General features: G+C 68.6%; 13 protein-coding genes, 1 pseudogene and 1 riboswitch. Of the genes and pseudogenes, 8 read left to right on the plus strand and 6 right to left on the minus strand.

Features of this window, described 5'->3' with window-relative positions; translation table 11 throughout:
* Positions 1-3: 3 nt before the first annotated feature.
* Genes ACZ3IC_RS25040 through ACZ3IC_RS25055 form a run of 4 tightly spaced genes read left to right on the plus strand, consistent with a single transcriptional unit; the run spans position 4 to position 8,139 of the window.
* Positions 4-819: a class I SAM-dependent methyltransferase gene (locus ACZ3IC_RS25040; RefSeq protein WP_467419404.1), complete on the plus strand. Its 816-nt coding sequence runs from the start codon at positions 4-6 to the stop codon at positions 817-819.
* A complete protein-coding gene (locus tag ACZ3IC_RS25045; protein WP_467419405.1) occupies positions 816-4,118 on the plus strand; it encodes an amino acid adenylation domain-containing protein in 3,303 nt (1,100 codons plus the stop codon). Before ACZ3IC_RS25040 ends, ACZ3IC_RS25045 begins: the two co-directional genes overlap by 4 nt.
* Positions 4,115-5,869: a non-ribosomal peptide synthetase gene (locus tag ACZ3IC_RS25050; RefSeq protein WP_467419407.1), complete on the plus strand. Its 1,755-nt coding sequence runs from the start codon at positions 4,115-4,117 to the stop codon at positions 5,867-5,869. Before ACZ3IC_RS25045 ends, ACZ3IC_RS25050 begins: the two co-directional genes overlap by 4 nt.
* Entirely contained in the window at positions 5,866-8,139 is a 2,274-nt protein-coding gene (locus tag ACZ3IC_RS25055) for a M20/M25/M40 family metallo-hydrolase (RefSeq protein WP_467419409.1), read from the plus strand. Before ACZ3IC_RS25050 ends, ACZ3IC_RS25055 begins: the two co-directional genes overlap by 4 nt.
* A 65-nt stretch (positions 8,140-8,204) precedes the next feature.
* Here the strand turns inward: ACZ3IC_RS25055 and ACZ3IC_RS25060 are convergent.
* The 4 genes and pseudogenes from ACZ3IC_RS25060 to ACZ3IC_RS25075 form a co-directional block, all read right to left on the minus strand.
* Positions 8,205-8,364: pseudogene (locus tag ACZ3IC_RS25060) on the minus strand (glycerol kinase); the annotation flags it as partial.
* 34 nt (positions 8,365-8,398) lie between these two features.
* Entirely contained in the window at positions 8,399-9,244 is an 846-nt protein-coding gene (locus tag ACZ3IC_RS25065; RefSeq protein WP_467419411.1) for an MIP/aquaporin family protein, read from the minus strand.
* A gap of 160 nt (positions 9,245-9,404) precedes the next feature.
* The gene (locus ACZ3IC_RS25070) at positions 9,405-9,704 is read right to left on the minus strand and encodes a hypothetical protein (protein WP_467419413.1); all 300 of its coding nucleotides are present in this window, start codon (positions 9,702-9,704) and stop codon (positions 9,405-9,407) included.
* Positions 9,705-9,773: 69 nt separating this feature from the next.
* Entirely contained in the window at positions 9,774-11,435 is a 1,662-nt protein-coding gene (locus ACZ3IC_RS25075; protein ID WP_467419415.1) for an ABC-F family ATP-binding cassette domain-containing protein, read from the minus strand.
* Between the two features lie 706 nt (positions 11,436-12,141).
* Positions 12,142-12,301, plus strand: a riboswitch (cyclic di-AMP (ydaO/yuaA leader).
* Positions 12,302-12,303: 2 nt separating this feature from the next.
* Here ACZ3IC_RS25075 and ACZ3IC_RS25080 point away from each other — a divergent pair.
* On the plus strand, positions 12,304-13,065 hold the full coding sequence (locus ACZ3IC_RS25080) for a transglycosylase SLT domain-containing protein (protein ID WP_467419417.1): 762 nt from the start codon (positions 12,304-12,306) through the stop codon (positions 13,063-13,065).
* Between the two features lie 127 nt (positions 13,066-13,192).
* Here ACZ3IC_RS25080 and ACZ3IC_RS25085 read toward each other — a convergent pair whose 3' ends face one another.
* Both ACZ3IC_RS25085 and ACZ3IC_RS25090 read right to left on the minus strand, forming a co-directional pair.
* Positions 13,193-13,780 carry a DUF2461 family protein gene (locus ACZ3IC_RS25085; protein WP_467419419.1) on the minus strand — a complete coding sequence of 196 codons (588 nt, stop codon included), beginning with the start codon at positions 13,778-13,780 and terminating at the stop codon, positions 13,193-13,195.
* A 126-nt stretch (positions 13,781-13,906) separates the two neighbouring features.
* Complete coding sequence (locus tag ACZ3IC_RS25090) at positions 13,907-14,212, minus strand: hypothetical protein (protein ID WP_467419421.1); 306 nt, start codon at positions 14,210-14,212, stop codon at positions 13,907-13,909.
* Positions 14,213-14,872: 660 nt separating this feature from the next.
* Between ACZ3IC_RS25090 and ACZ3IC_RS25095 the strand changes: the two genes are divergently transcribed.
* The 3 genes from ACZ3IC_RS25095 (at position 14,873) to ACZ3IC_RS25105 (ending at position 19,201) form a co-directional block, all read left to right on the plus strand.
* The gene (locus ACZ3IC_RS25095) at positions 14,873-15,952 is read left to right on the plus strand and encodes an NAD(+)/NADH kinase (protein WP_467419424.1); all 1,080 of its coding nucleotides are present in this window, start codon (positions 14,873-14,875) and stop codon (positions 15,950-15,952) included.
* A 464-nt stretch (positions 15,953-16,416) separates the two neighbouring features.
* Positions 16,417-17,322 (plus strand): class A beta-lactamase, encoded by a 906-nt coding sequence (bla, locus tag ACZ3IC_RS25100; protein ID WP_467419426.1) that lies wholly within the window; start codon positions 16,417-16,419, stop codon positions 17,320-17,322.
* A 937-nt stretch (positions 17,323-18,259) separates the two neighbouring features.
* Positions 18,260-19,201, plus strand: a complete 942-nt coding sequence (locus ACZ3IC_RS25105) for a sterol desaturase family protein (protein WP_467419429.1) — start codon at positions 18,260-18,262, stop codon at positions 19,199-19,201.
* Positions 19,202-19,230: the final 29 nt, after the last annotated feature.

Below are 19,230 nucleotides of genomic sequence, written 5' to 3' on the forward strand. Positions count from 1 at the left end.
CGCATGACGATCGATCGATACGTCCAGGAGATCAACCGCACCATGTGGTCGTACGGCGAGTACCGGCACGTCGCCGATCTGCTGCGGCCCGGCGCCGAGGAACTGGTCGACCGGCTCGCCCCGGAGGCGGGCACCCGCCATCTCGACGTCGCCACCGGGAACGGAAACGTCGCGCTGCTGTCCGCCCTGCGTGGCTCCGTCGTCACCGGACTGGACTTGACCGACGAGTTCTTCCCCGACGCGCGCGAACGGTTCGCCGACGCCGGTGTCGCGGTGGAGCTCCACTGCGGCGACGCGCAGGAACTTCCTTTCACTGATGCCTCGTTCGACCTGGTGACCTCCACGTACGGAATTCAGTTCGCGCCCGATCACGCCGCGTCCTCGGGTGAGATGGCGCGGGTATTGCGGCCCGGTGGCCGAATCGGCATGTGCAATTGGACGGCACGCAGCTGGACCGCGCACTTCCAGGAGATCCTCTCCGCCTACTTCCCCTCGCCCAACGGCCACCAGGGGCAGCCCATGCTGTGGGGATCACCGGACTATCTCGCCGAACTGCTCGGTCCCGGATTCACAGTCACGTCCGAACTTGGGGAACTCTTCTACCCGTTCGGAACGGCCGAGGACCTGGTCGCCTTCTTCGAGAACTGCTTCGGACCCTGCATCGCCGCGAAGAACACCATCTCGCCCCCCTCGCGCTGGAAGGAACTGCGAGCGGAAATGGTCGAGATGACTGAGCAGTTCCACACCACCGACGACCGGGGCACAGGCGTGCCCGTCGAGTATCTGCTCGTTATCGCGGAGAAGAAGGGGGACCGGTGACCGGCCTGCCCGAGCACTACCCGGCGCTCCCGCTGGCCGAAGGGGCGCGGGAGCGGGCCGTTGCCGCGGCGCTGACTCGCAGCGAGCCGTACGAGCTGCGTGAAGGAGTCCACGCGTACGTCGAGCGGTATGCGGCCACGCACCCGGACCGTACAGCGATCGATGACGGCGAAGCCTCCCTCGACTACGGCCGGTTGGCGGACCGTATGCGCCGCACCGCCGCACGGCTCTCGACTGCCGGGATCTCTCAGGGGCAGATCGTCGCGGTCGGCGGCCGGCGCGGCAGCGATGTCGTCACGGCCTTCCTCGCGCTGGAGCTGCTGGGTGCCGTCTACCTGCCGGTGGACGCGGGCTGGCCCGCCGCCCGCGTCGAGTCGCTGCTCATCGACAGCGGCGCCGTGCTCATGCTGACCCCCGGCGGGCCGGCGGACAGCGGTGAACTGGTCAAGGGAGCCCGGGCGGCCGGTGTACCCACCGCGATACCGGAACCGGCGGACACCGCGTACACCCGGGCCGTACCGCCGGCCCCCGACGAGGTGCGCTACGTCCTCTACACCTCGGGCTCGACCGGCCGTCCCAAGGCCGCGATCGTCGAGCACCAGGGCATGCTCAACCATCTGTGGGCCAAGGTCGACGACCTGGGGCTGACCGCGGACGACCGGCTGGCGCAGACCGCACCGCTGGGATTCGACATCTCCGTCTGGCAGATGCTCGCGCCGCTGCTCGTCGGCGGCCGCGTACAGATCTTCAGCGACGAGGAGGCACAGGACGGCGCCCTGCTGCTGGCGGAGCTGCGCCGCCACGCAACCACGGTTCTGGAAACCGTACCCACACTGATCCGCTTCCTGCTCGATGCCCACGAGCGCGCGGACATCAGCCCCGGCGCGCTGCGCTGGATGATCGCCACCGGCGAGGAGCTGCCACCCGCCCTCGCCCGGCGGTGGCACGACGCCATGCCGGGCATCGGACTGCTCAACGCCTATGGCCCTACCGAGTGTTCGGACGACGTCACCCACGCCGTACTCGGCTCACCGGCCGCCGGGGTACGCCATCTGCCGATCGGCTCGCCCGTCGGAAACGCCGAACTGTACGTCCTGCGCGCCGAGGAGGGGGAGTGGCACGCCTGCGCCCGCGGGGAGACGGGGGAGCTGTTCGTCGGGGGACTCGTCGTGGGCCGCGGATACCTCGGCGACCCGGACCGCACCGCACTCGCCTTCTTCACCGACCCGTTCAGCGACGGCGGCGGACGCCTCTACCGCACCGGGGACGCCGTACGCGTACTGCCGGACGGACAGTTGGAGTACCTGGGGCGGGTCGACCGGCAGGTGAAGCTCGGCGGCGTACGCATGGAGCTCGCCGAGATCGAAGCGGTCCTCGGCGGCCACCCCAAGGTCGCCGCTTGCGCCGTCACTGTCCACACCCCCGACGACGACGGCGCCCTGGTGGCCCGCGAGAGCGCCCACACCCCGGCGACCGCACAGCCGCCCCGGCTCGTGGCGTACGTCACCGCCTCCGGCGACGAGGTGGCGGAAAAATCACTCCGCGCCCACCTGGCTGAACGGCTCCCCGCGCCGATGGTGCCGCACACCTTCGTCGTCCTGCCCCACCTCCCGCTCACTCGGAACGGCAAGACTGACTACAAGGCGCTCCCCGCACCACCGCGCCGCAGCCGCCCCGACAGCCGCCCGTACACGCCACCGCGCGACGATGCGGAAACCGCGATCGCCGCCCTCGTCGCCGAACTCCTCGGCATCGGGCAGGCCGGCCGGAATGACTCGTTCCTGGAGCTGGGCGGCGACTCGCTGCTGGCCATGCGGCTGGTCGCGGCCCTGCGTGAGACGGGTTCGCCCGCGGGCCTGCGCGATGTGCTGCGCGACGGCAGCCCCGCCGCACTCGCCGCGTTGGGCCGCCACCGGCAGCAGGCGGCGGGTATTCGTACGGAGACGGAGCGGGCATGGGACGCCCCGCGGACCCGGCCGCTCACCCCGCAGCAGGCCGGTGTCTACTTCCACTGGCGACTCGACCCGCTCAGTCCCTACTACAGCTACCAGGGCTCCCTGGAACTGGACGGGCCACTGGACGTGCCACGGCTGGCACGGGCCTGGCACCTGTTGCTCTGCGAGAACCCGCTGCTCCTCGCCCGGTTCGCCGAAACCGACGAGGCGGGCGGGCAGGAGGTGGTGCACCACTATCCGCACTGGGAGGTTTCACTGCCCGGCCGTGCGCGGCACATCACCGCCCACGAGTTCCGCACGGTGGCCGCCGAGGAAGCGGCCAGACCCTTCGACCTCCTCGCCGAACCCGCGCTGCGGGCAGAACTGTTCCGACTGCCCGGCGGACAGCACCGGCTGCTGGTCACCATGCACGAACTGCTCCTCGACGGCTGGGGCGCCACCGTGCTGTTCCAGCGGCTCGCCGAGCTGTACGAACAGCAGCCGGAGCGACCCGATCCCGAGCGAGCCACCCGGTACGACCGCTATCTGGACCACCTGGAGGCGCGCCTCGCCACCGACGAGGTGGCCGAGGCGGGGGAGTACTGGATGCGTCAACTCGCGGGGGAACTACCGGCACTTGAGATCGCGCAGAAGCAGCGGCCCGCCACGCCCTCCTACCGGGGCGAGATCACCGAGGCGGTCCTCGACGAGCGCTTGTCCCAGCGGCTGCGCGACACCGCACTGTCCGCCTCCGCCACCGCGTTCGTGCCCCTGCTGGCCGCGTACGCCCTGGCCCTGAGCTATTACAGCGATACGGACGAGGTGATCGTCGGCGCTCCGATGGCGGGCCGGGAGCGGCCGGAGACGGCCGAGGTCCCGGCGTTCACGCTCGCCATGCTGCCGCTGCGGCTGCCCATCGACCCGGCCGTGACCCTCGCGGAGTTCACCGCACGGGTGAGGGAGACGGTGTACGACGCGTACGCGGCAGCCGACCACCCCTTCGGCTGGACACTGCGGCGGCTTCCGGCCGCCTCACGGAGCTCCTCGGCGACACCGGTCTTCCAGACCATGCTCAACATGCTGCCGTACCCGGCGCGCGCCACCACCGCCTCGGACGTCGGGTTCCGCTTCGTCGAACTGGACACCGGCTACACCAAGTACGACTGCGCGCTGTACGTCCAGCCGCACGGCCCCGGCCAACTGCTGTTGCAGTACGCCTACCAGCAGGAGCTGCTCGACGCCCCGGCCGCCCGCAACGTACTGGAATCCACGCTGATCGCGCTGCGGGCCCTGACCGACCCGGAGCGTGCGGAGCACACCACCATCCGTTCCCTCGATCTGCTGCCCGGAGACGATCAACGATGACCACGCCGACCCTGCTGGAACGCTTCGCCGAGCAGGTGGCGGCCCACCCCCGGGCCGTCGCCCTGCGCCACACCGGCACCAGCCTCACCTACCGCGAACTCGACGAGTGGAGCGGCCGAATGGCCGCCCGGCTCGTCGCCAAGGGCACCGGCCCCGGCACGCTGGTGGCGCTCGCCGCCCAGCGTGGCCCCGCCGCGATCGCCGGAGTCCTCGCCGTACTGAAGACAGGCGCCGCCTATCTCGGGCTGGACCCCGCGATACCCGTGCGTCGGCAGCGCCGGATGGTGGAGGAGACAAGACCGCACTGCGTGCTGGCCGAGCCCGGACTCGACCAGTTCCCCACGCTGGACGCTCCCCGCGTCACGCTCGCACCCCTCACCGAGGGCCCGCTGCACCAGGCTCCCGGTCAGGAGCCCGACGAGGACTCGCTGTTCCACATCGTCTACACCTCGGGGACAACCGGAAACCCCAAGGGCGTGCGCATCAGCAGGCGTTCGGTCCGCGGTCGGCTGGAGTGGATGTGGCGGGACCACCCGTTCCCCGACGACGCGGTGCTGGCTGTCCAGAAGTCCCTGGCTCTGGTCGCCTCGCCCTGGGAGCTGCTGGGCGGACTGCTGAAGGGCATCCCGTCCGTCGTGCTCGGCACCGACGAGCTGCTCGACCCGGTGCTGTTCGCCGCCGCCGTCGACCAGGAGCGCATCACGCATCTCTTCCTCACCCCGCAGCTGATCGCGGGGCTGCTGGAGGAGAGCGCGAAACGCCCCGGCGGACACCACCCCGTACTGGTCACCAGCGGCGCCGACACCCTGCCGGTCGACACGGTCCTGCGCTTCCGCGAGGTCTGGCCCGACGCCACACTGCTGAACCTGTACGGCATGACGGAGACCGCCTCCAACGTCGCCGCGTACGACACCGCCCGACTGCCCGCGGACGCCGAACGCGTGCCCGTCGGCAGTTCCGTGGCGGGCGCCACGCTCTCGGTCCGCGACCGGCTCGGCCGACGGTTGCCACCCGGTGTGACGGGCGAGGTGTGGGTCTCCGGGCCGCCGCTCGCCCTCGGCTATCTCGGCGGTGACGGCGAGGAACGCTTCACCACGGACGACTCCGGAGTCCTGCACTACCGCACGGGCGACCGCGGCCGCCAACTCCCTGACACCGTAATGGAGATCATTGGGCGCGCCGACAACCAGATCAAGGTACGCGGCTACCGCGTCGAGCTGGAAGAGATCGAGGCCACCCTGCGCAAGGCGCCGGACATCACCGACGCGGGGGCGTACGCGGAGAGCGAGGGCGGCGAAGCACGCATCGTCGCCTGTGTCACTGCCGACGCGGAGACCGGCCCCACCGCACTGCGCGGCTATCTGCGCGACCGACTGCCCGACTACATGCTGCCCGCCCGGATCCAGCAGGTCCCACAGCTCCCGCTGAGCACCAACGGCAAGCTCGACCGCACCGCCCTGCGCACGCTCGTCGAGAGCATCGGTCAGAAACAGACGGCCGGATTCACCCCGTCCGACGCCACCGAGGCTGCTGTCGCCGCTCTCTGGCAGGAGCTGCTCGGCGCCCCGCCGGCCTCGGCGGACCAGAACTTCTTCGACGCCGGAGGCCACTCCCTGCTCGCCGTACGACTCGCCAACCGGCTGGCGAAGCCGGCAGGCCGACGCGTACCGCTGCGCCGCATCCTCGGCGCACCCACCGTCATCGCGATCGCCGCACTGTGCCGCGAGACCCAGCAGGAGGAGCCGTCATGAATGTCCCATGGTTGAGCGTGCCGGACGAGGGCCCACGGGGCGGCGCGGCCGGCACCCTCGCCGTCTGCTTCGCACCCACCGGCGCCCACGGTTCGACGTTCGCGAACTGGCGGGGGCGGCTGCCCGAGGACACCGCACTCGCGCTGATCACACCGCCGGGCCGCGGCACCCGCGTCGACGAGGAGCCCGTCACCGACATGGCCGCCTACGCGGATGCGGTGGCCGCCGAAGTACGCGCACTGCGGGGCGGGCGGCGACTGGTGCTGATCGGCGTCAGCCTCGGCGCGCTGCTCGCGTACGAGACGTGCTGCCGACTTCTCGACGCCGGGGTGCCGGTCGCGCGGCTGTGTGCCGTGGCCGGACAGTGCCCCGGCGACTTCCACGGCGACGGCGGCTACGTGACCGTCGAGGACGCCCGTGCCTTCGTCACCGGGACCGGACTGACCGACCCGGAGCTGCTGGCGGACCCTGAGTTCGAGGAGGTGCTGCTGCCTCCCGTCATCGCCGATCTGCAACTGGCCGCGCACTACGACGGCCGCCGGACTCCCGTACCGCACGTGGAGTTGCGCGCGGTGTGGGCCACCGACGACCCGCACGTGCCGGAAGCGACCGTGCGCCGCTGGGCCGACTGGACCCGCGGCGAGTGCACGATGCTGTCCGCCGAAGGAGGCCACTACGCCCACCAGGAGAATCCGGCAGCGGTCATCTCAGCCTGTCTGGACGGTCTTACCGGGACCCGGCCGTCACGGCGCTCCGTGCTCGGCGCCGGTGCTACGGCCGTCGCGGGCACCGTGCTGGGCCTCGGCACGGTGGCGGCCCCGGCACCCGGAGCATCGGCCGCCGCGCCTACCGCGGCGGGCAGCGTCTCCTTCGACGGCGATCCCACCGACCCCGTGAGCCTCGCCGTGGCCATGATCCGGCAGAACACCAGCAACCCCGGCGACGGCGCGCTCACCCTGCCGTTCGCCCAAATGCTCCAGGGCATCTTCCGCGCGGCCGGGGTCAGCACCGAGACCGTGCCCACCCCCAAGCAGGACAATGTACACTTCTTCGCCCGCGTCCCCGGCAGCGGGCCGGCCCGGAAGAGACCACTCGTCCTGCTCGGCCACTCCGACGTGGTCCCCGCCATCGGCGACAAGTGGACGACGGACCCCTTCGCCGGAGACATCGAGGACGGCAAACTGTACGGCCGCGGCTCGCTCGACATGAAGGGCGTCAACGCCGCCTTCGTCGCCGCTCTGTTGCGCCATGTCCGCGAGGGCGCGACCTTCGACCGCGACATCGTCTTCTGGTCCGACTGCGACGAGGAACAGGGGCCGTACGGAGTGCGCTGGTTCCTCACCGAACACCCCGGCCGGATCGAGGCGGGCGCGGTCATCACCGAGGGCGGCTGGGTGCTCAACCAGCGCGACGGCAGGACTCCCATGATCGCCTCGCTCACCTGCAACGACAAGCGCTCCCAGCTGCTGCGCCTGGAGACCTCCTCGTACGCCACCCACACGTCCAAGCCGTTCACAGGACAGGCTGTGATCCGGCTGGGCGAGGTGCTCGAACAACTCGGGGACTGGCGCGCCCACATCCGCCCCAACGCACTGTCCCGTCAGTACTTCGCCGAACTCGCCGAGGCCACCACCGACCGGTCACTCGCCGAGGCCGTCCGGGAGATGCTCGACGCCCGTACGGAACAGCAGCGGGACAGAGCGGGTGAAGCGGTGGTACGGCTCAGTGAGGCACCGGAGCTGCACAATGCGATGCTGCGGACCACGCTCGCCTTCACCTCCGCGCAGTCCGGCTACTACCCGAGCATCGTGCCGGGCACGGCGACCGCGGAATTCCGGGCGGCCTTCCTGCCCGGGGCCGACGACCCCGGCCGGATCGTCGCCGAACTGCGCTCGCTGATCGGCAACCGGGCGACACTGACCGTGGTCGGCAACCCCGGCGAGAGCGAACAGCAGGCCCTGGACCGGCTGCGCGGCTATCTGTCCGTACCCGACTCCAGCTACGACACGGACGTCTTCCGCGCCTGGCAGACAGCCGTACGCCGGACACACCCCGGAGTACGGGCCACCGCCTGCCAGTTCGAGGCGGTCACCAGCGCGGTGCCGTTCCGGGAACAGAATGTGCCCGTCTACGGCATGTATCCGTTCACCGTGAACCGGGACATGCTCAAGCGCATGCACGGTACCGACGAACACATCGGCGTCGAAGCCCTGCGGCAGGGCACCGAAACCGTCTACCGGCTACTGGCCGAACTGCGTACCGACGCCTGAGCCGACCGCACCGTACGGGCGCACCCGGCCGGGCACACCCGTACGGTGCGGTCGGAACCCCGACGTCATCCCACCCTGACCCGGTCGAGGGTGCGCTCGACCGCCCTCTTCCAATTCTCGTACCCCTCGGATCGCTGTGTCGCTCCACTGCGGATCCCAGCGCTTCGACTCCTGCCAGTGCTCCCGCAACTCGCTCTCATCGCGCCAGAAGCCGGTGGCGAGCCCTCCTCAAGTCCGCGCTCGATGAAGGAACCGGGCGTCACTTCTCCGACGGCAGGGGGATGCTGCCCTCCGGCTCCGGTTCCGCGGTGGGCAGGAAACGGCCGATGAGCGTCTTGTAGACGAACGCGCCGATCGGGCCACCCACGAGTGGGCCCACGATCGGCACCCAATAGTAGAAATTCCCGTATTGGTCCCGCCACGCACCTCCGTAGCCGGTGAGGAAACTCGCGAGCCGGGGCCCGAGGTCACGGGCCGGATTGATCGCGTACCCGGCGTTGGTGCCCCATGCCATGCCGATGGCCACCACGATGAGGCCCACGATGAACGGCCCCAGATTGGCGCCCGGCGGCGTATTGAGAAGGTCCGTGACCGCGAAGATCAGCAGCACAAGAATGGCGGTGCCGATGACCTGGTCGCGCAGCGCTCCCCATGCATGAACCGGAAGGGCAGGGTTTCCGTTGGCGGGCAGCGTCGAGAAGACGGACTGTGTCTTGATGGTGTGTCCCGGGTCCGCCTTCGCCAGGGCCTCGGTGTAGTTCCATCGCACCACCAGCGCCGCGACGAAAGCACCGGCGAGCTGCGCGAGTGCGTAGGGTGCGACTTTCTTCCAGGGGAAATCCTTGAAGGCGGCAAGCGAGAGGGTCACAGCGGGATTGAGATGAGCTCCGCTCAGCCTGCCCGCCACATAGACGCCCAGAGTGACTCCGAGGCCCCATGCCCAGGCGATGCTGTCGTGATCCCCGAGGCCCCCCGCCGGGTCGGTGAGTGCACCGCCCGCCACGACCTGGGCCACCACACCACAGCCGAAGAGGATGAGAACCATCGTGCCCAGGAACTCCGCCGAGAGTTCCCCGGTGAGTCCCGACATCTTGAGCCGCTCCATGGGGATCTCGCTTCCTGTCGAGTCACGACGTCGGCGGCATAGATCCACATATGAGCGTAGACGCAGGGAATTGGTTCCGCACTTGGTGGTGCAAGCAATGCCGTCCGCTCCGGGCTCACCGGGTGAACAGGCCGGATATCGCGCGTACGGTCAGGTCGAGTCAGGCCACGTCGACGTGGTCGAAGAGTTCGAGCGTCGTGCTGAGCACCAGTACGCAAGCCGTCACGTCGGCGTCGGTCAGGTCCCCGTCGACCTGACGCAGCAGAGCATGCTCACGGGCGAGGGCGGCGACCGCTTCTCTGTCTCCCGCTGCCCGCCGCCGCACGCTCGCGGCCGCCGGCACCGTCGCCGCACTGGCTCTCGCGCTGGCCGCCTGCGGCTCCTCCGAAGGTTCCGAGTCCAACGGCTCGTCCATCATCGCCAGGCTCTGACCGCCGACCGGGGTGCGGGCCTTCGCCACATGAAGGCCCGCACCTCCCTCTCGTACGTCATGCCGGACGAGCGCGGCCCCGCGGAGTCACGTGGTCGCTCAGCCCGCTTCCGGCGTTGCGAGCAGGTCGCCCACCTCCTCCGCGGTGGTGTCCTGGAGCTCCTCCGCGAGCAGCAGCCAGCGGGTGATGCCGACCGATTCGAGGAACGGCAGGTCGTGGCTGGCGATGACCAGCGCACCCTCGTAGGACTCGAGTGCGCTGGTCAGCTGCCGCACGCTGGCGATGTCGAGGTTGTTGGTCGGTTCGTCCAGCATCAGCAACTGCGGAGCCGGTGCGGCGAGCATCGTCGCGGCGAGCGCGGCACGGAAGCGTTCGCCGCCCGAGAGGGTGCCCGCCGGCTGTTCCGCGCGTTTTCCCTGAAAGAGGAAGCGCGCGAGCTGGGAGCGGATGTGGTTGTCGGTGATCCCGGGAGCCATGCGGGCCACGTTCGCCGCGACGCTCAGCTCCTCGTCCAGCACATCCAGCCGCTGGGGAAGGAACCGCAGCGGTACGAACGTTTTGGCCTCGCCGGACAGAGGAGCCAGCTCGCCGGTGAGGGTGCGCAGCAGCGTGGTCTTGCCGGCGCCGTTACGCCCGACGAGTGCGATCCTCTCGGGTCCGTGCACATGAAGATTGCCCTCGTGCAGCCTGCCGAACCGGGGGCGCAGTTCGTGCAGGCTCAGCACGGTGCGGCCGGTGGGAACGGCGGTGTGGGGGAGGCTCACGCGGATCTCGGCGTCGTTACGGATTGCGTCCGCGGCTTCTTCGCGTCGCTCCCGGGCCTCACTGAGCCGGTCCTCCTGGAGGCCGCGGAGCTTGTCCGCCGACTCCTGCGCGGACCTCTTGCGCTCCCCGGCGACGATCCGGGGGGCCCGCCGCTGGGCATCCATCTTCTTGCTGTGCCGCTGGCGACGTGCCAGCTTCACATGGGTCTCCTCAAGCTCGCGCTGCTGGCGGCGTACGTCCGCCTCGGCGGCCCGCAACATCCGCCCGGCGGCCTCCTGTTCGGTGGTCAGGGCCTCTTCGTAGGCGGACCAGCCGCCTCCGTACCAACTCACGGATCCGGACCGCAGTTCGGCGATGCGGTCCACGCGCTCCAGCAGTTCGAGGTCGTGACTGACCACGACCAGCACACCGGAGCGCCAGGAGTCGACGGCTTCGTAGAGCCTGCGTCGAGCGAACACATCGAGGTTGTTGGTCGGTTCGTCCAGCAAAAGGATGTCGGGACGCTCCAACAGCAGTGCGGCCAGACGCAGCAGGACGGTCTCGCCGCCGGACATCTGACCCACGGTGCGGTCCAGTTCGACGCCGCCGAGTCCGAGAGACCCCAGCGTCGCCAGGGCCCGTTCCTCGACGTCCCAGTCGTCACCGATCGTCTCGAAGTGCTTCTCGTCGACATCCCCGGCCTCGATGGCGCGCAGCGCGTTGCGCCGCTCGGCGATGCCCATAGCCTCGTCCACACGCAGTGTCGTGGCGAGGGTGATGTTCTGAGGGAGGTGGGCGAGGCTGCCGCCGATGGTCACCGAGCCCTGGGAGGGGCGCAGTTGGCCGGCCAGCAGCCGCAGCAGTGTGGATTTGCCCGCGCCGTTGGTGCCGACGAGACCCGTGCTGCCCCGGCCGATGCTGACAGAGAGCCCGTCGAAGACGGTTGTGCCGTCCGGCCACTGGAAGGACAGGGCGGAGCAGCTGAGAGAGGCGCCGGGGGTGGTGGGGGTTGCCATGGGTGATCCTCGCATTCGCAAGCGCGGTGAACGGGGGCTTCGCGTGCGAGCACCACGCAGCGACCGAACCGAGAGGGAGGTGCGGCGGTCCGAAAGATCGAGGGACGGCTCATGCACCGAGGTCGCATCCACGCGGGGTCACGGGCAGGAGAAAACACTGCTACTGCGTGACAGGCGTACGGCTGGGGCCGTACGGCGCGGTGATCGCAAACCTCAGATGCGCAACGTCCACCTCTATCGGAGACAACAGGACCCTCGAAACGATATCGATCCGGACGGCGAAAGGCAAAGCCTGGGCGCTGGGCGGGGGAGCGTGCGGAGCGTCACGCGGTGCGCCGCCGAAGCGGAGGGTTCCCGCGATGGCGGGCAAAGTGTCATGGTATGGGCGATTTGATTTGAATCGCATCCTTGGTTAACAAGAGGGCGCTTTATGAGGGTTGTGGCGCTTTAGGTATCGAGTGAAATGTCCCTTTTGTGGCTTCGTGGTATGAGTCACTCTTCAGGGTTCGGGATGCCGCGGATGGTGGCTCGGTTCCCTTCTGTGCAAGGAAAGTTGGCTTCGAGGTGTGAGGTGGATTACTGCAAATTCCGTGACTCGATCTTGCGAATTGATTGTGATCCAAAATCAGGGTCTTGTTCCTTTCGGTGTTTCTCGCCTACGGTCGCCGTGAATCCGGATGGAACGCCGAATCCTGCCGCCATCCGGGAATCCCACTCACTCACTCACGCATGGCAGGAGCGGGGGACCCAGGTAAGTCGCCGTTCCGGTATCCGGAACGGCTCGGGGTGAAGCTGCATTCTCATGCGGCCAGGCATCTCCAGCCTGAACCCGACAGCTCACCCCGTAGGCGCCGGAGAGGAATCAGTCATGCCCGCATCGGGTAAGTACCGTAGCCGCAAGTCCATTTCGCTGACTCGCGGTCTCGTCGCCGCGACCACGAGTGGAGCTGCCCTCATGCTTCCGCTGATCGGCGCGGGTGTCGCCTCGGCGGCGCCGGCCAAGGCGGTCAGCGCCGAAAAGGCCGCGGCGTCGACCGCCGCCACTGGCAAGGGAATTTCCGCACAGAAGGCCGCGCCCACCACCTATTCCGTGACCGCAGGCGATACCCTTTCCAAGATCGCACAAGAGCATTCGCTCAGCGGTGGCTGGGAGAAGCTGTACGAGGACAACCAAGAGATCATTGGCGAGAACCCTGCGCGGATTCTCCCGGGCATGAAGCTGACAATCGGTGCCCAGGCCGAGTCCAAGGCTTCCGGCGCGTCGAACGAAGTCGCTGCGTCCGCCACTTCCGCAAAGCCCACGACGTACACGAACGATCTGGACGGCTGGATCAACGAGTCGCTGGCCATCATGGCCGAGCACGGCATCCCCGGCAGCTACGACGGCATCCACCGCAACGTCATGCGCGAGTCCTCCGGCAACCCCCGGGCCGTCAACAACTGGGATTCGAACGCCGCTGCCGGAACGCCGTCCAAGGGTCTTCTCCAGGTCATCGAGCCGACGTTCCGTGCCTACCACGTGCCCGGTACGTCGACGGACAGCTACGACCCGGTCGCCAACATCACCGCGGCGTGCAATTACGCCGCCGACAAGTACGGCTCGATCGACAACGTGTCCGGGGCGTACTGACCCGCAGCAGCGCCGATGGCGGTCCAGGACCGACGGGTGGCGAGAGGCCGAACAGGCCACTCGCCACCCGTCGGTCAGGGGCCGCCTTTCGGCTGTTGGCCCGCATGGACAGCAGGCGCGTTCGACGTCATGCGGCACACCGGTGGGAGCCGGGAACGGACACATGGCCGGCGAGCCAGGACAGCAGGGGCTCCAACTCCGCCGCCGCTTCCAGCGCACGGTCGGCCAGCGCCGCCGTGTGCTGCGCGCAGTCCCCGCCGAGGGGAGGGGCGGCGGAGACCGAGCGGTACCGGAGGAAACCGGCACGGGGATGACCGGCGTCATGGCCGCGCGGCATGCGCTTCATGGTGTCGCCGGTGATCTCGTACCCCTGCGCCTCGAGTTCCTCGATGGCGCGCACCAGCTCGGGGCCGCTGTCCTGCGAGGCAACTGCCGTACGGAACAACGGGATCTGCCCCGGGTCCGGGTAGGTCCAGCCACCCTTGATCCGAAGCCCGTCGAGGTCGAAGCGCAAGCCGATCTCGACACTGCGCGTGATCCGGATCACCGCCACTTGGTGCTGCCACCACCACGGATCCTTGCGGAACCCCCAGACGGAGAAGTCTTCGTACGCCTGGTCCGCGTCGGCCATATCGTTCAGCAACGCGATCATGGGCTGCCGGACGAGGCGCTCCCGGTCCTTGCGCCGTTCCTCGCGTGCCTCTTGCGAAGGCATGCCCTCCAATCGCAGGAGTAGCTCGAATGCTTGCTCTGTCCAGCCGCTGAACGCTCTGCTCACACACGAGATCCTAATGATCCAGGACTTGTGGACGGGCGTGCCCCGGGCCCGGATCCGTAACCGTCACTCCTGGGCGGTCCCCGGCTCCTGAGCCGGTGGCGTGGGAACCGTCGCCGCTGCTCCCTCCCGGACGGACTGCACCACCGCGTCGTGAAGACGCCGGCTGTCGTCCTCGGAGCAGCACGGCACGGGGCTGCCCGACATGGTGAACCAGTCGATCGCACCCGTGTACTGCACAGTGACCTGGGCCGTGTCATCGGCCCAGGTCGTGTGAACAGTCAGGTCCCCGGACAGGACGCCGACCTCATCCGTGAGCACTCCACCGTGCCCGGAGAACACACCGCGAGTCGTCCATGACGCCCAAGCCATGTCTCCAGGCTGGCACCAGGGCCATGGATGCGCGACCCGCAGCATCCGTGCATCGCGACGCTCCGGGCGCCCCGCCCTTCCGAAATCCGGACCGGGTGAAACTTTTCACCGGATCCTGCTGCGGTAGCCGTCCCCACAGTCCCTCGGCAGAATGACGCGCTCTTAACGCCAAGCCATCGGTTCACCTCGCCAAAGCAACGAATTCCGTAGGTGAACACCTCTTGACCTGTGGAACTCGTCAGGATTGCATCTCACGCCGGGAACGACGAAACCACCCACCACGTCCTCGGCCGGAGGTGATACCGCTCCCGTGCTCAGACACCGCGCCTGTTGATCGGAATTGCACGATGGCCGAAACGCTCAGCGCGCCCCAGGCGCTCGCCCCAGCGACCGGCCCCACCCCCCACAGAAGCTCAGGCGTTCGATCGGCGTCGTCACGCTCCACCGGGCGCTGTACCGGCGGCCCCGCCGGGAGACTCGTCGGCTGGTCAGCATTCCGGAGAACGCGCAGTCCTGACCGGGGCCGACGACGCGCATCCCGACCCGGGGAGCCCGATCGCCTGACCGGGACCGGTGTGTCGACCCGGCAACGGAGCCGGCACCCGCAGGGGCCATCAAGGTGGGACCAGGCATCGTCGAAACGCGGGGAGTGGTAGCGAGATGAGTGTCGAGCGGGTGGGAGTCGTTGTCCACCAGGGCCGGCCCGAGGCCGTCGCCGCTGCGCGCGTCGTACGCGACTGGTGTGCGGACGAAGGCATTCCGTGCACGGACATCGACGTGTGGCGCGACGACGCACGCCGGCGCGGCGGGCGGGAAGAAGCCGATGTCGCGGGGAATCCCGACCTCATCGTGACACTCGGAGGCGACGGGACCTTTCTGCGCGGCGCCAGGATCGCGGCCAAGAACGATGCCGCCGTCCTCGGCATCGACCTGGGCCGGGTCGGCTTCCTGACCGAGGTGCCGGCCGAGGACGTCGTCCGGGCGCTCGACGCCGTCCACCATGGGCGGGCGGGTGTCGAGGAGCGCATGACGCTGACGATGAGGACCTCCCGCGTGCTCGAAGTGCCCCAGGACATCGACGCCCTGATGGCCTATGGACGACGTCCGATGCTGCCGCCTCCCCAGGTCGACCGGGAGGCGGAGGCCGGAGCGGAGGGCTGGGGCGTGGCGCTGGATGTCACAGCCCTCAACGACGTGGTCGTGGAGAAGCTCGCACGCGACCGGCAGGTGAGTCTCGGCGTCTACATCGGCGGCCGGCTCCTCGCCTCGTACTCGGCCGACGCTGTCATCATGGCCACCCCCACCGGGTCGACCGCCTACAGCTTCGCCGCAGGTGGTCCGGTGGTCTCACCCCGCATGGACGCCGTCATCTTCACACCCGTCGCAGCACACATGACCTTCGACCGCACAGTGGTTGCCGCGCCGGACGAACCGATCGCGGTGCGGGTCCTGCCCCACTCGGGGCAGGGCGTGGTCACGATCGACGGCCAACTGCGCGGCGTACTCGATGCAGGGGACTGGCTGGGGGTGTACGCGGCCCCGCGTCGCCTGCGGGTCATCAGGCTCGGCCCGCACGACTTCTACGGACGGCTGCGCACACGCCTTCGCCTCACGGACGCTCCGGCCACCGCCGCCGACGGGGAGAGCGCGCCCCTCTTCCGCCCCGACGGTCCGGTCCCGCACGACCTGGCCCATCTCCATCTCTCCCCGGCGGGCAGGGACGAGCCGGCCAGTGACTGACCGGGCAGGGCAGAGCCCGACGGCGGAAGGGTCTGACAAGAAGAGCCGATCTGCCGTACGACGAAGGAGCCGCACGCCCGGCCAGAGGGCAAGGTGACGAACCCTGCGTGACCTCGATGGGACTGACAACTCCCGGGCCGACGCGATGCGGTTGATTTTGCGGTGCAGGCGCGAAGACGGGGGAGTAAACCGCCGGGGTGACGGGAACAGCCATGCGCGCACCGATCGGGAGCTCCTGAATCAGGTCCGCAGGCAGTTCACAGGCGTTGTAGAGCTGTCCCTCACCACCGGTGATCCGCCGATCCGCCACAGAGAGCTGTAACAGCGGGTGGCAGCAGCCCCGCGAGAACCGGGTCTGGACGGGGCATGCTGCTTCGGGGCGCAACCAGTCGGCTGCCCGGAAGCGTTGTGTGCAGGGAGTACGTCTGCACAAGTTTGCACAAGAAGGAAGGAAGAAGGTCTTGATGCCAAGCAGGGGGACGTCACGCCGTGCAGTGCTTGCCGGGGGCCTGGGGGCGGTGCTGGCCGCTGTTCCCATGGCACCGGCCGCGTACGCCTTGGCCCCGGTGAGCGAAGCGGCACGGAAGCTGCGGAATCTGGAACGGGAGCACGCGGCTCGTCTGGGGGTGTTCGGGTGGAACACAGCGACGGGCAGGAGCGTCCTGCACCGGGCGGATGAGCGCTTTCCCATGTGCTCGACGTTCAAGACGCTGGCCGTTGGGGCCGTCCTGAGGGACCTCGACCATGACGGGACGTTGCTCTCGAAGGTCATTCACTACACGGAGCAGGACATCAAGAGGTCGGGAGGCGCGCCGGTGACCGGTCTGCCCGAGAACCTCGCGCACGGTATGACGGTTGAGGGTCTGTGCGGCGCGGCCATCTCGCAGAGCGACAACACCGCGGCGAACCTCCTGCTTGCGGAGCTGGGCGGACCGACGTCCGTCACGTACTTCTGCCGGTCCATCGGCGACACGGTGACCCGGCTCGACCGCTGGGAGCCGGAACTGAACTCGGCGGAACCGGGGAGTGTGGCCGATACCACCAGTTCCCGCGCCATTGGCAGGACGTACGCGCGGCTTGCCCTCGGGGACGCGCTGGGGGCGGGGGACCGGAAGCGATTGACCGGATGGCTGCTGGCCAGCACGACCGGCGGCAATCGCCTGCGCGCCGGCCTCCCGGAGGGCTGGACCATCGGTGACAAGACCGGCACCGGAAGCTATGGCACCGCGAACGACGTGGGCATCGTCTGGCCGCCCGACCAGGGGCCCATCGTGATGGCTGTCCTGTCCACCCAGAACGACGTCGCTGCCGTGCCGGACGATTCTCTGGTCGCCGATACAGCCGCCATCCTGGCAGCCGCCCTCACCTGACGCCGGTACCAACGGCCTTTTTGCTCGTACAGCGGGCTTTCGAACGCTGAAGCTCGTACGCGCCCGGTCGGCACGGCGGCATGGTGGTGCGGTGGTGCCGACCGGGGCGTGTAGCCAGTCCTTCGGGGAGTCCCCTTGGCCGCCCGGGAAGCGACCTGGCCGGCAGCGGAGCGCGAAGCGTGCGGAATACGGGTCCTGAACCGGTCCCACGCTTGAGGACGGGCTGACCCCGGACATCGAGCAGGCTGTCCGTCTGCGTGACCGACAGGGTCGCCGCTCGGGATCCGGCGCTTTTTGGCCACCGCAGCCCCCGATTGTGTCCTGTGTGTCCGGCCGCCCGATCATGAGGCCCGCAAAGCCTTGTGGGCCCTGCTCCATTGCCAGGACCGGGCCCCGAGCCATGCTGCCGTTTCGGCCCCGGCGAGCGAGATCCTGACCGCAGGGAAGGCCGTTCCGGCCCGGGTGGCCTTGCGGGCCCGGGCGGCCTTTCCGAGGCCTACCCGGCCCGCGCAGACCATTCGAAGGATCCCTCCCGGAAGGGGGAAATCATTAAGTCTCAATAGATTATCAGTAGTACTAATAACTCACTTGGCGGAGGTGAATTATTCGCATTCCGCCCAGCTGGTCCGCCTGGTTCATTGAAAACCGGACGGGGTGGCGAATCCTGTCCCGCCTTGCCGGCGCATCGAGCAAGGCTTGAATCTGACGGTTGATGGCGCCGGACGAGGAAATGGAAACAGGGCGGGCTCGCCCGGCGGGCCCGCTCGGGTTCGCAGGGTCCGTGAGGAAGTTCGCATCGGTCTCGGGATAAGAATTCATTCATGCGTGAACAAATGGTGTCCGACGCTTCGGTCTTGCGTGTCCGCAGGAACTCATCAGTTCCTCTTTCGCGGTCTGCGCATTCTTCTGTGCTAATTCCTTCGTAAAGGTGCTGCGGATGGAAAACTGCGAACCACTGCCCGGTGGTCGTCCGGAGAGGGGCTCCGGTCCGGTGCGGCCCAAGGGAACGCTCGCACTTTCGGTGCGCGCCGTTCTCCGTGCGTCGGCGTACCCGTTCCTGCTGGGAGCCGCAGTTTCGGTGGCCGCGACTGCACTGTGTCTCGACTGGGATCCCGGCCGTGTGAGTCCGCTCTTCCTGCTCGGCACCATCGCCTATCTCACCACTCTCGAACGTCTGATTCCGCATCAGCGCGCCTGGCACCCGAGCCGTAGTGAATGGCGTTGGTACGGCGTCTACTTCCTGCTGACGATGGCGGCGAGCGCCCTGTCGCAATATCTGGTCACCAGAGCCGTCTCCGTGGTGACTCCGGACGAGTCGGCGCTGCATCTCTGGGCCGAAATCCCCGCAGCCCTGCTGACCGGTTCACTGGTGAGTTACCTTGTGCACAGGCTGGGCCACGTCAGCCCGATATTGTGGCGACTGCATGGTGTGCACCATGTGCCGCAGAAAGTAAATGTCGCCAATAATGGCGTCAATCATGTCCTGGATATCGTTCTCGCGCAGGGGGCCGTTCAACTGACCTTGGCGGTGATCGGGTTCTCCCCTGACTCCGTATTCGTCGTGGGTCTTTTTGTGGCCGCGCAGGGCTATTTCGTCCACGCCAACATCGACGTGCGCATCGGCCGGCTCAATCACGTGCTCGCCAGCCCTGAACAACACCGCCTGCACCACAGCGCCGATCTGTCCGAGGCGGGCCACTACGGCTCGGATCTGTCGATCTGGGACCACCTTTTCGACAGCTACACCTGGAGGCCCGGCCGTGAGCCGATCGCGGTCGGAATCGGCAACCCCGCGTCGTTCCCCCCGACCGGCGAGATCGCCACCACCCTTTTCCGCCCCTGGCGCCGTGCGAAGAGGGCCGGACCCGGCTCCGCCTGACCGGTCTGCCTTCTTCGGGAAACCGCACC

It is taken from the genome of Streptomyces sp. NPDC002958, assembly GCF_055563255.1.

What these genes read in the sequence shown, in the direction of transcription:
- ACZ3IC_RS25050 (WP_467419407.1), top strand. Translation starts at nt 4,115, where the DNA reads ATGACCACGCCGACCCTGCTGGAACGCTTCGCCGAGCAGGTGGCGGCC.
- ACZ3IC_RS25075 (WP_467419415.1), bottom strand. Translation starts at nt 11,435, where the DNA reads ATGGCAACCCCCACCACCCCCGGCGCCTCTCTCAGCTGCTCCGCCCTG.
- ACZ3IC_RS25085 (WP_467419419.1), bottom strand. Translation starts at nt 13,780, where the DNA reads ATGCCTTCGCAAGAGGCACGCGAGGAACGGCGCAAGGACCGGGAGCGC.
- ACZ3IC_RS25105 (WP_467419429.1), top strand. Translation starts at nt 18,260, where the DNA reads ATGGAAAACTGCGAACCACTGCCCGGTGGTCGTCCGGAGAGGGGCTCC.
- ACZ3IC_RS25055 (WP_467419409.1), top strand. Translation starts at nt 5,866, where the DNA reads ATGAATGTCCCATGGTTGAGCGTGCCGGACGAGGGCCCACGGGGCGGC.
- ACZ3IC_RS25090 (WP_467419421.1), bottom strand. Translation starts at nt 14,212, where the DNA reads ATGGCTTGGGCGTCATGGACGACTCGCGGTGTGTTCTCCGGGCACGGT.
- ACZ3IC_RS25040 (WP_467419404.1), top strand. Translation starts at nt 4, where the DNA reads ATGACGATCGATCGATACGTCCAGGAGATCAACCGCACCATGTGGTCG.
- ACZ3IC_RS25095 (WP_467419424.1), top strand. Translation starts at nt 14,873, where the DNA reads ATGAGTGTCGAGCGGGTGGGAGTCGTTGTCCACCAGGGCCGGCCCGAG.
- bla (WP_467419426.1), top strand. Translation starts at nt 16,417, where the DNA reads ATGCCAAGCAGGGGGACGTCACGCCGTGCAGTGCTTGCCGGGGGCCTG.
- ACZ3IC_RS25080 (WP_467419417.1), top strand. Translation starts at nt 12,304, where the DNA reads ATGCCCGCATCGGGTAAGTACCGTAGCCGCAAGTCCATTTCGCTGACT.
- ACZ3IC_RS25065 (WP_467419411.1), bottom strand. Translation starts at nt 9,244, where the DNA reads ATGGAGCGGCTCAAGATGTCGGGACTCACCGGGGAACTCTCGGCGGAG.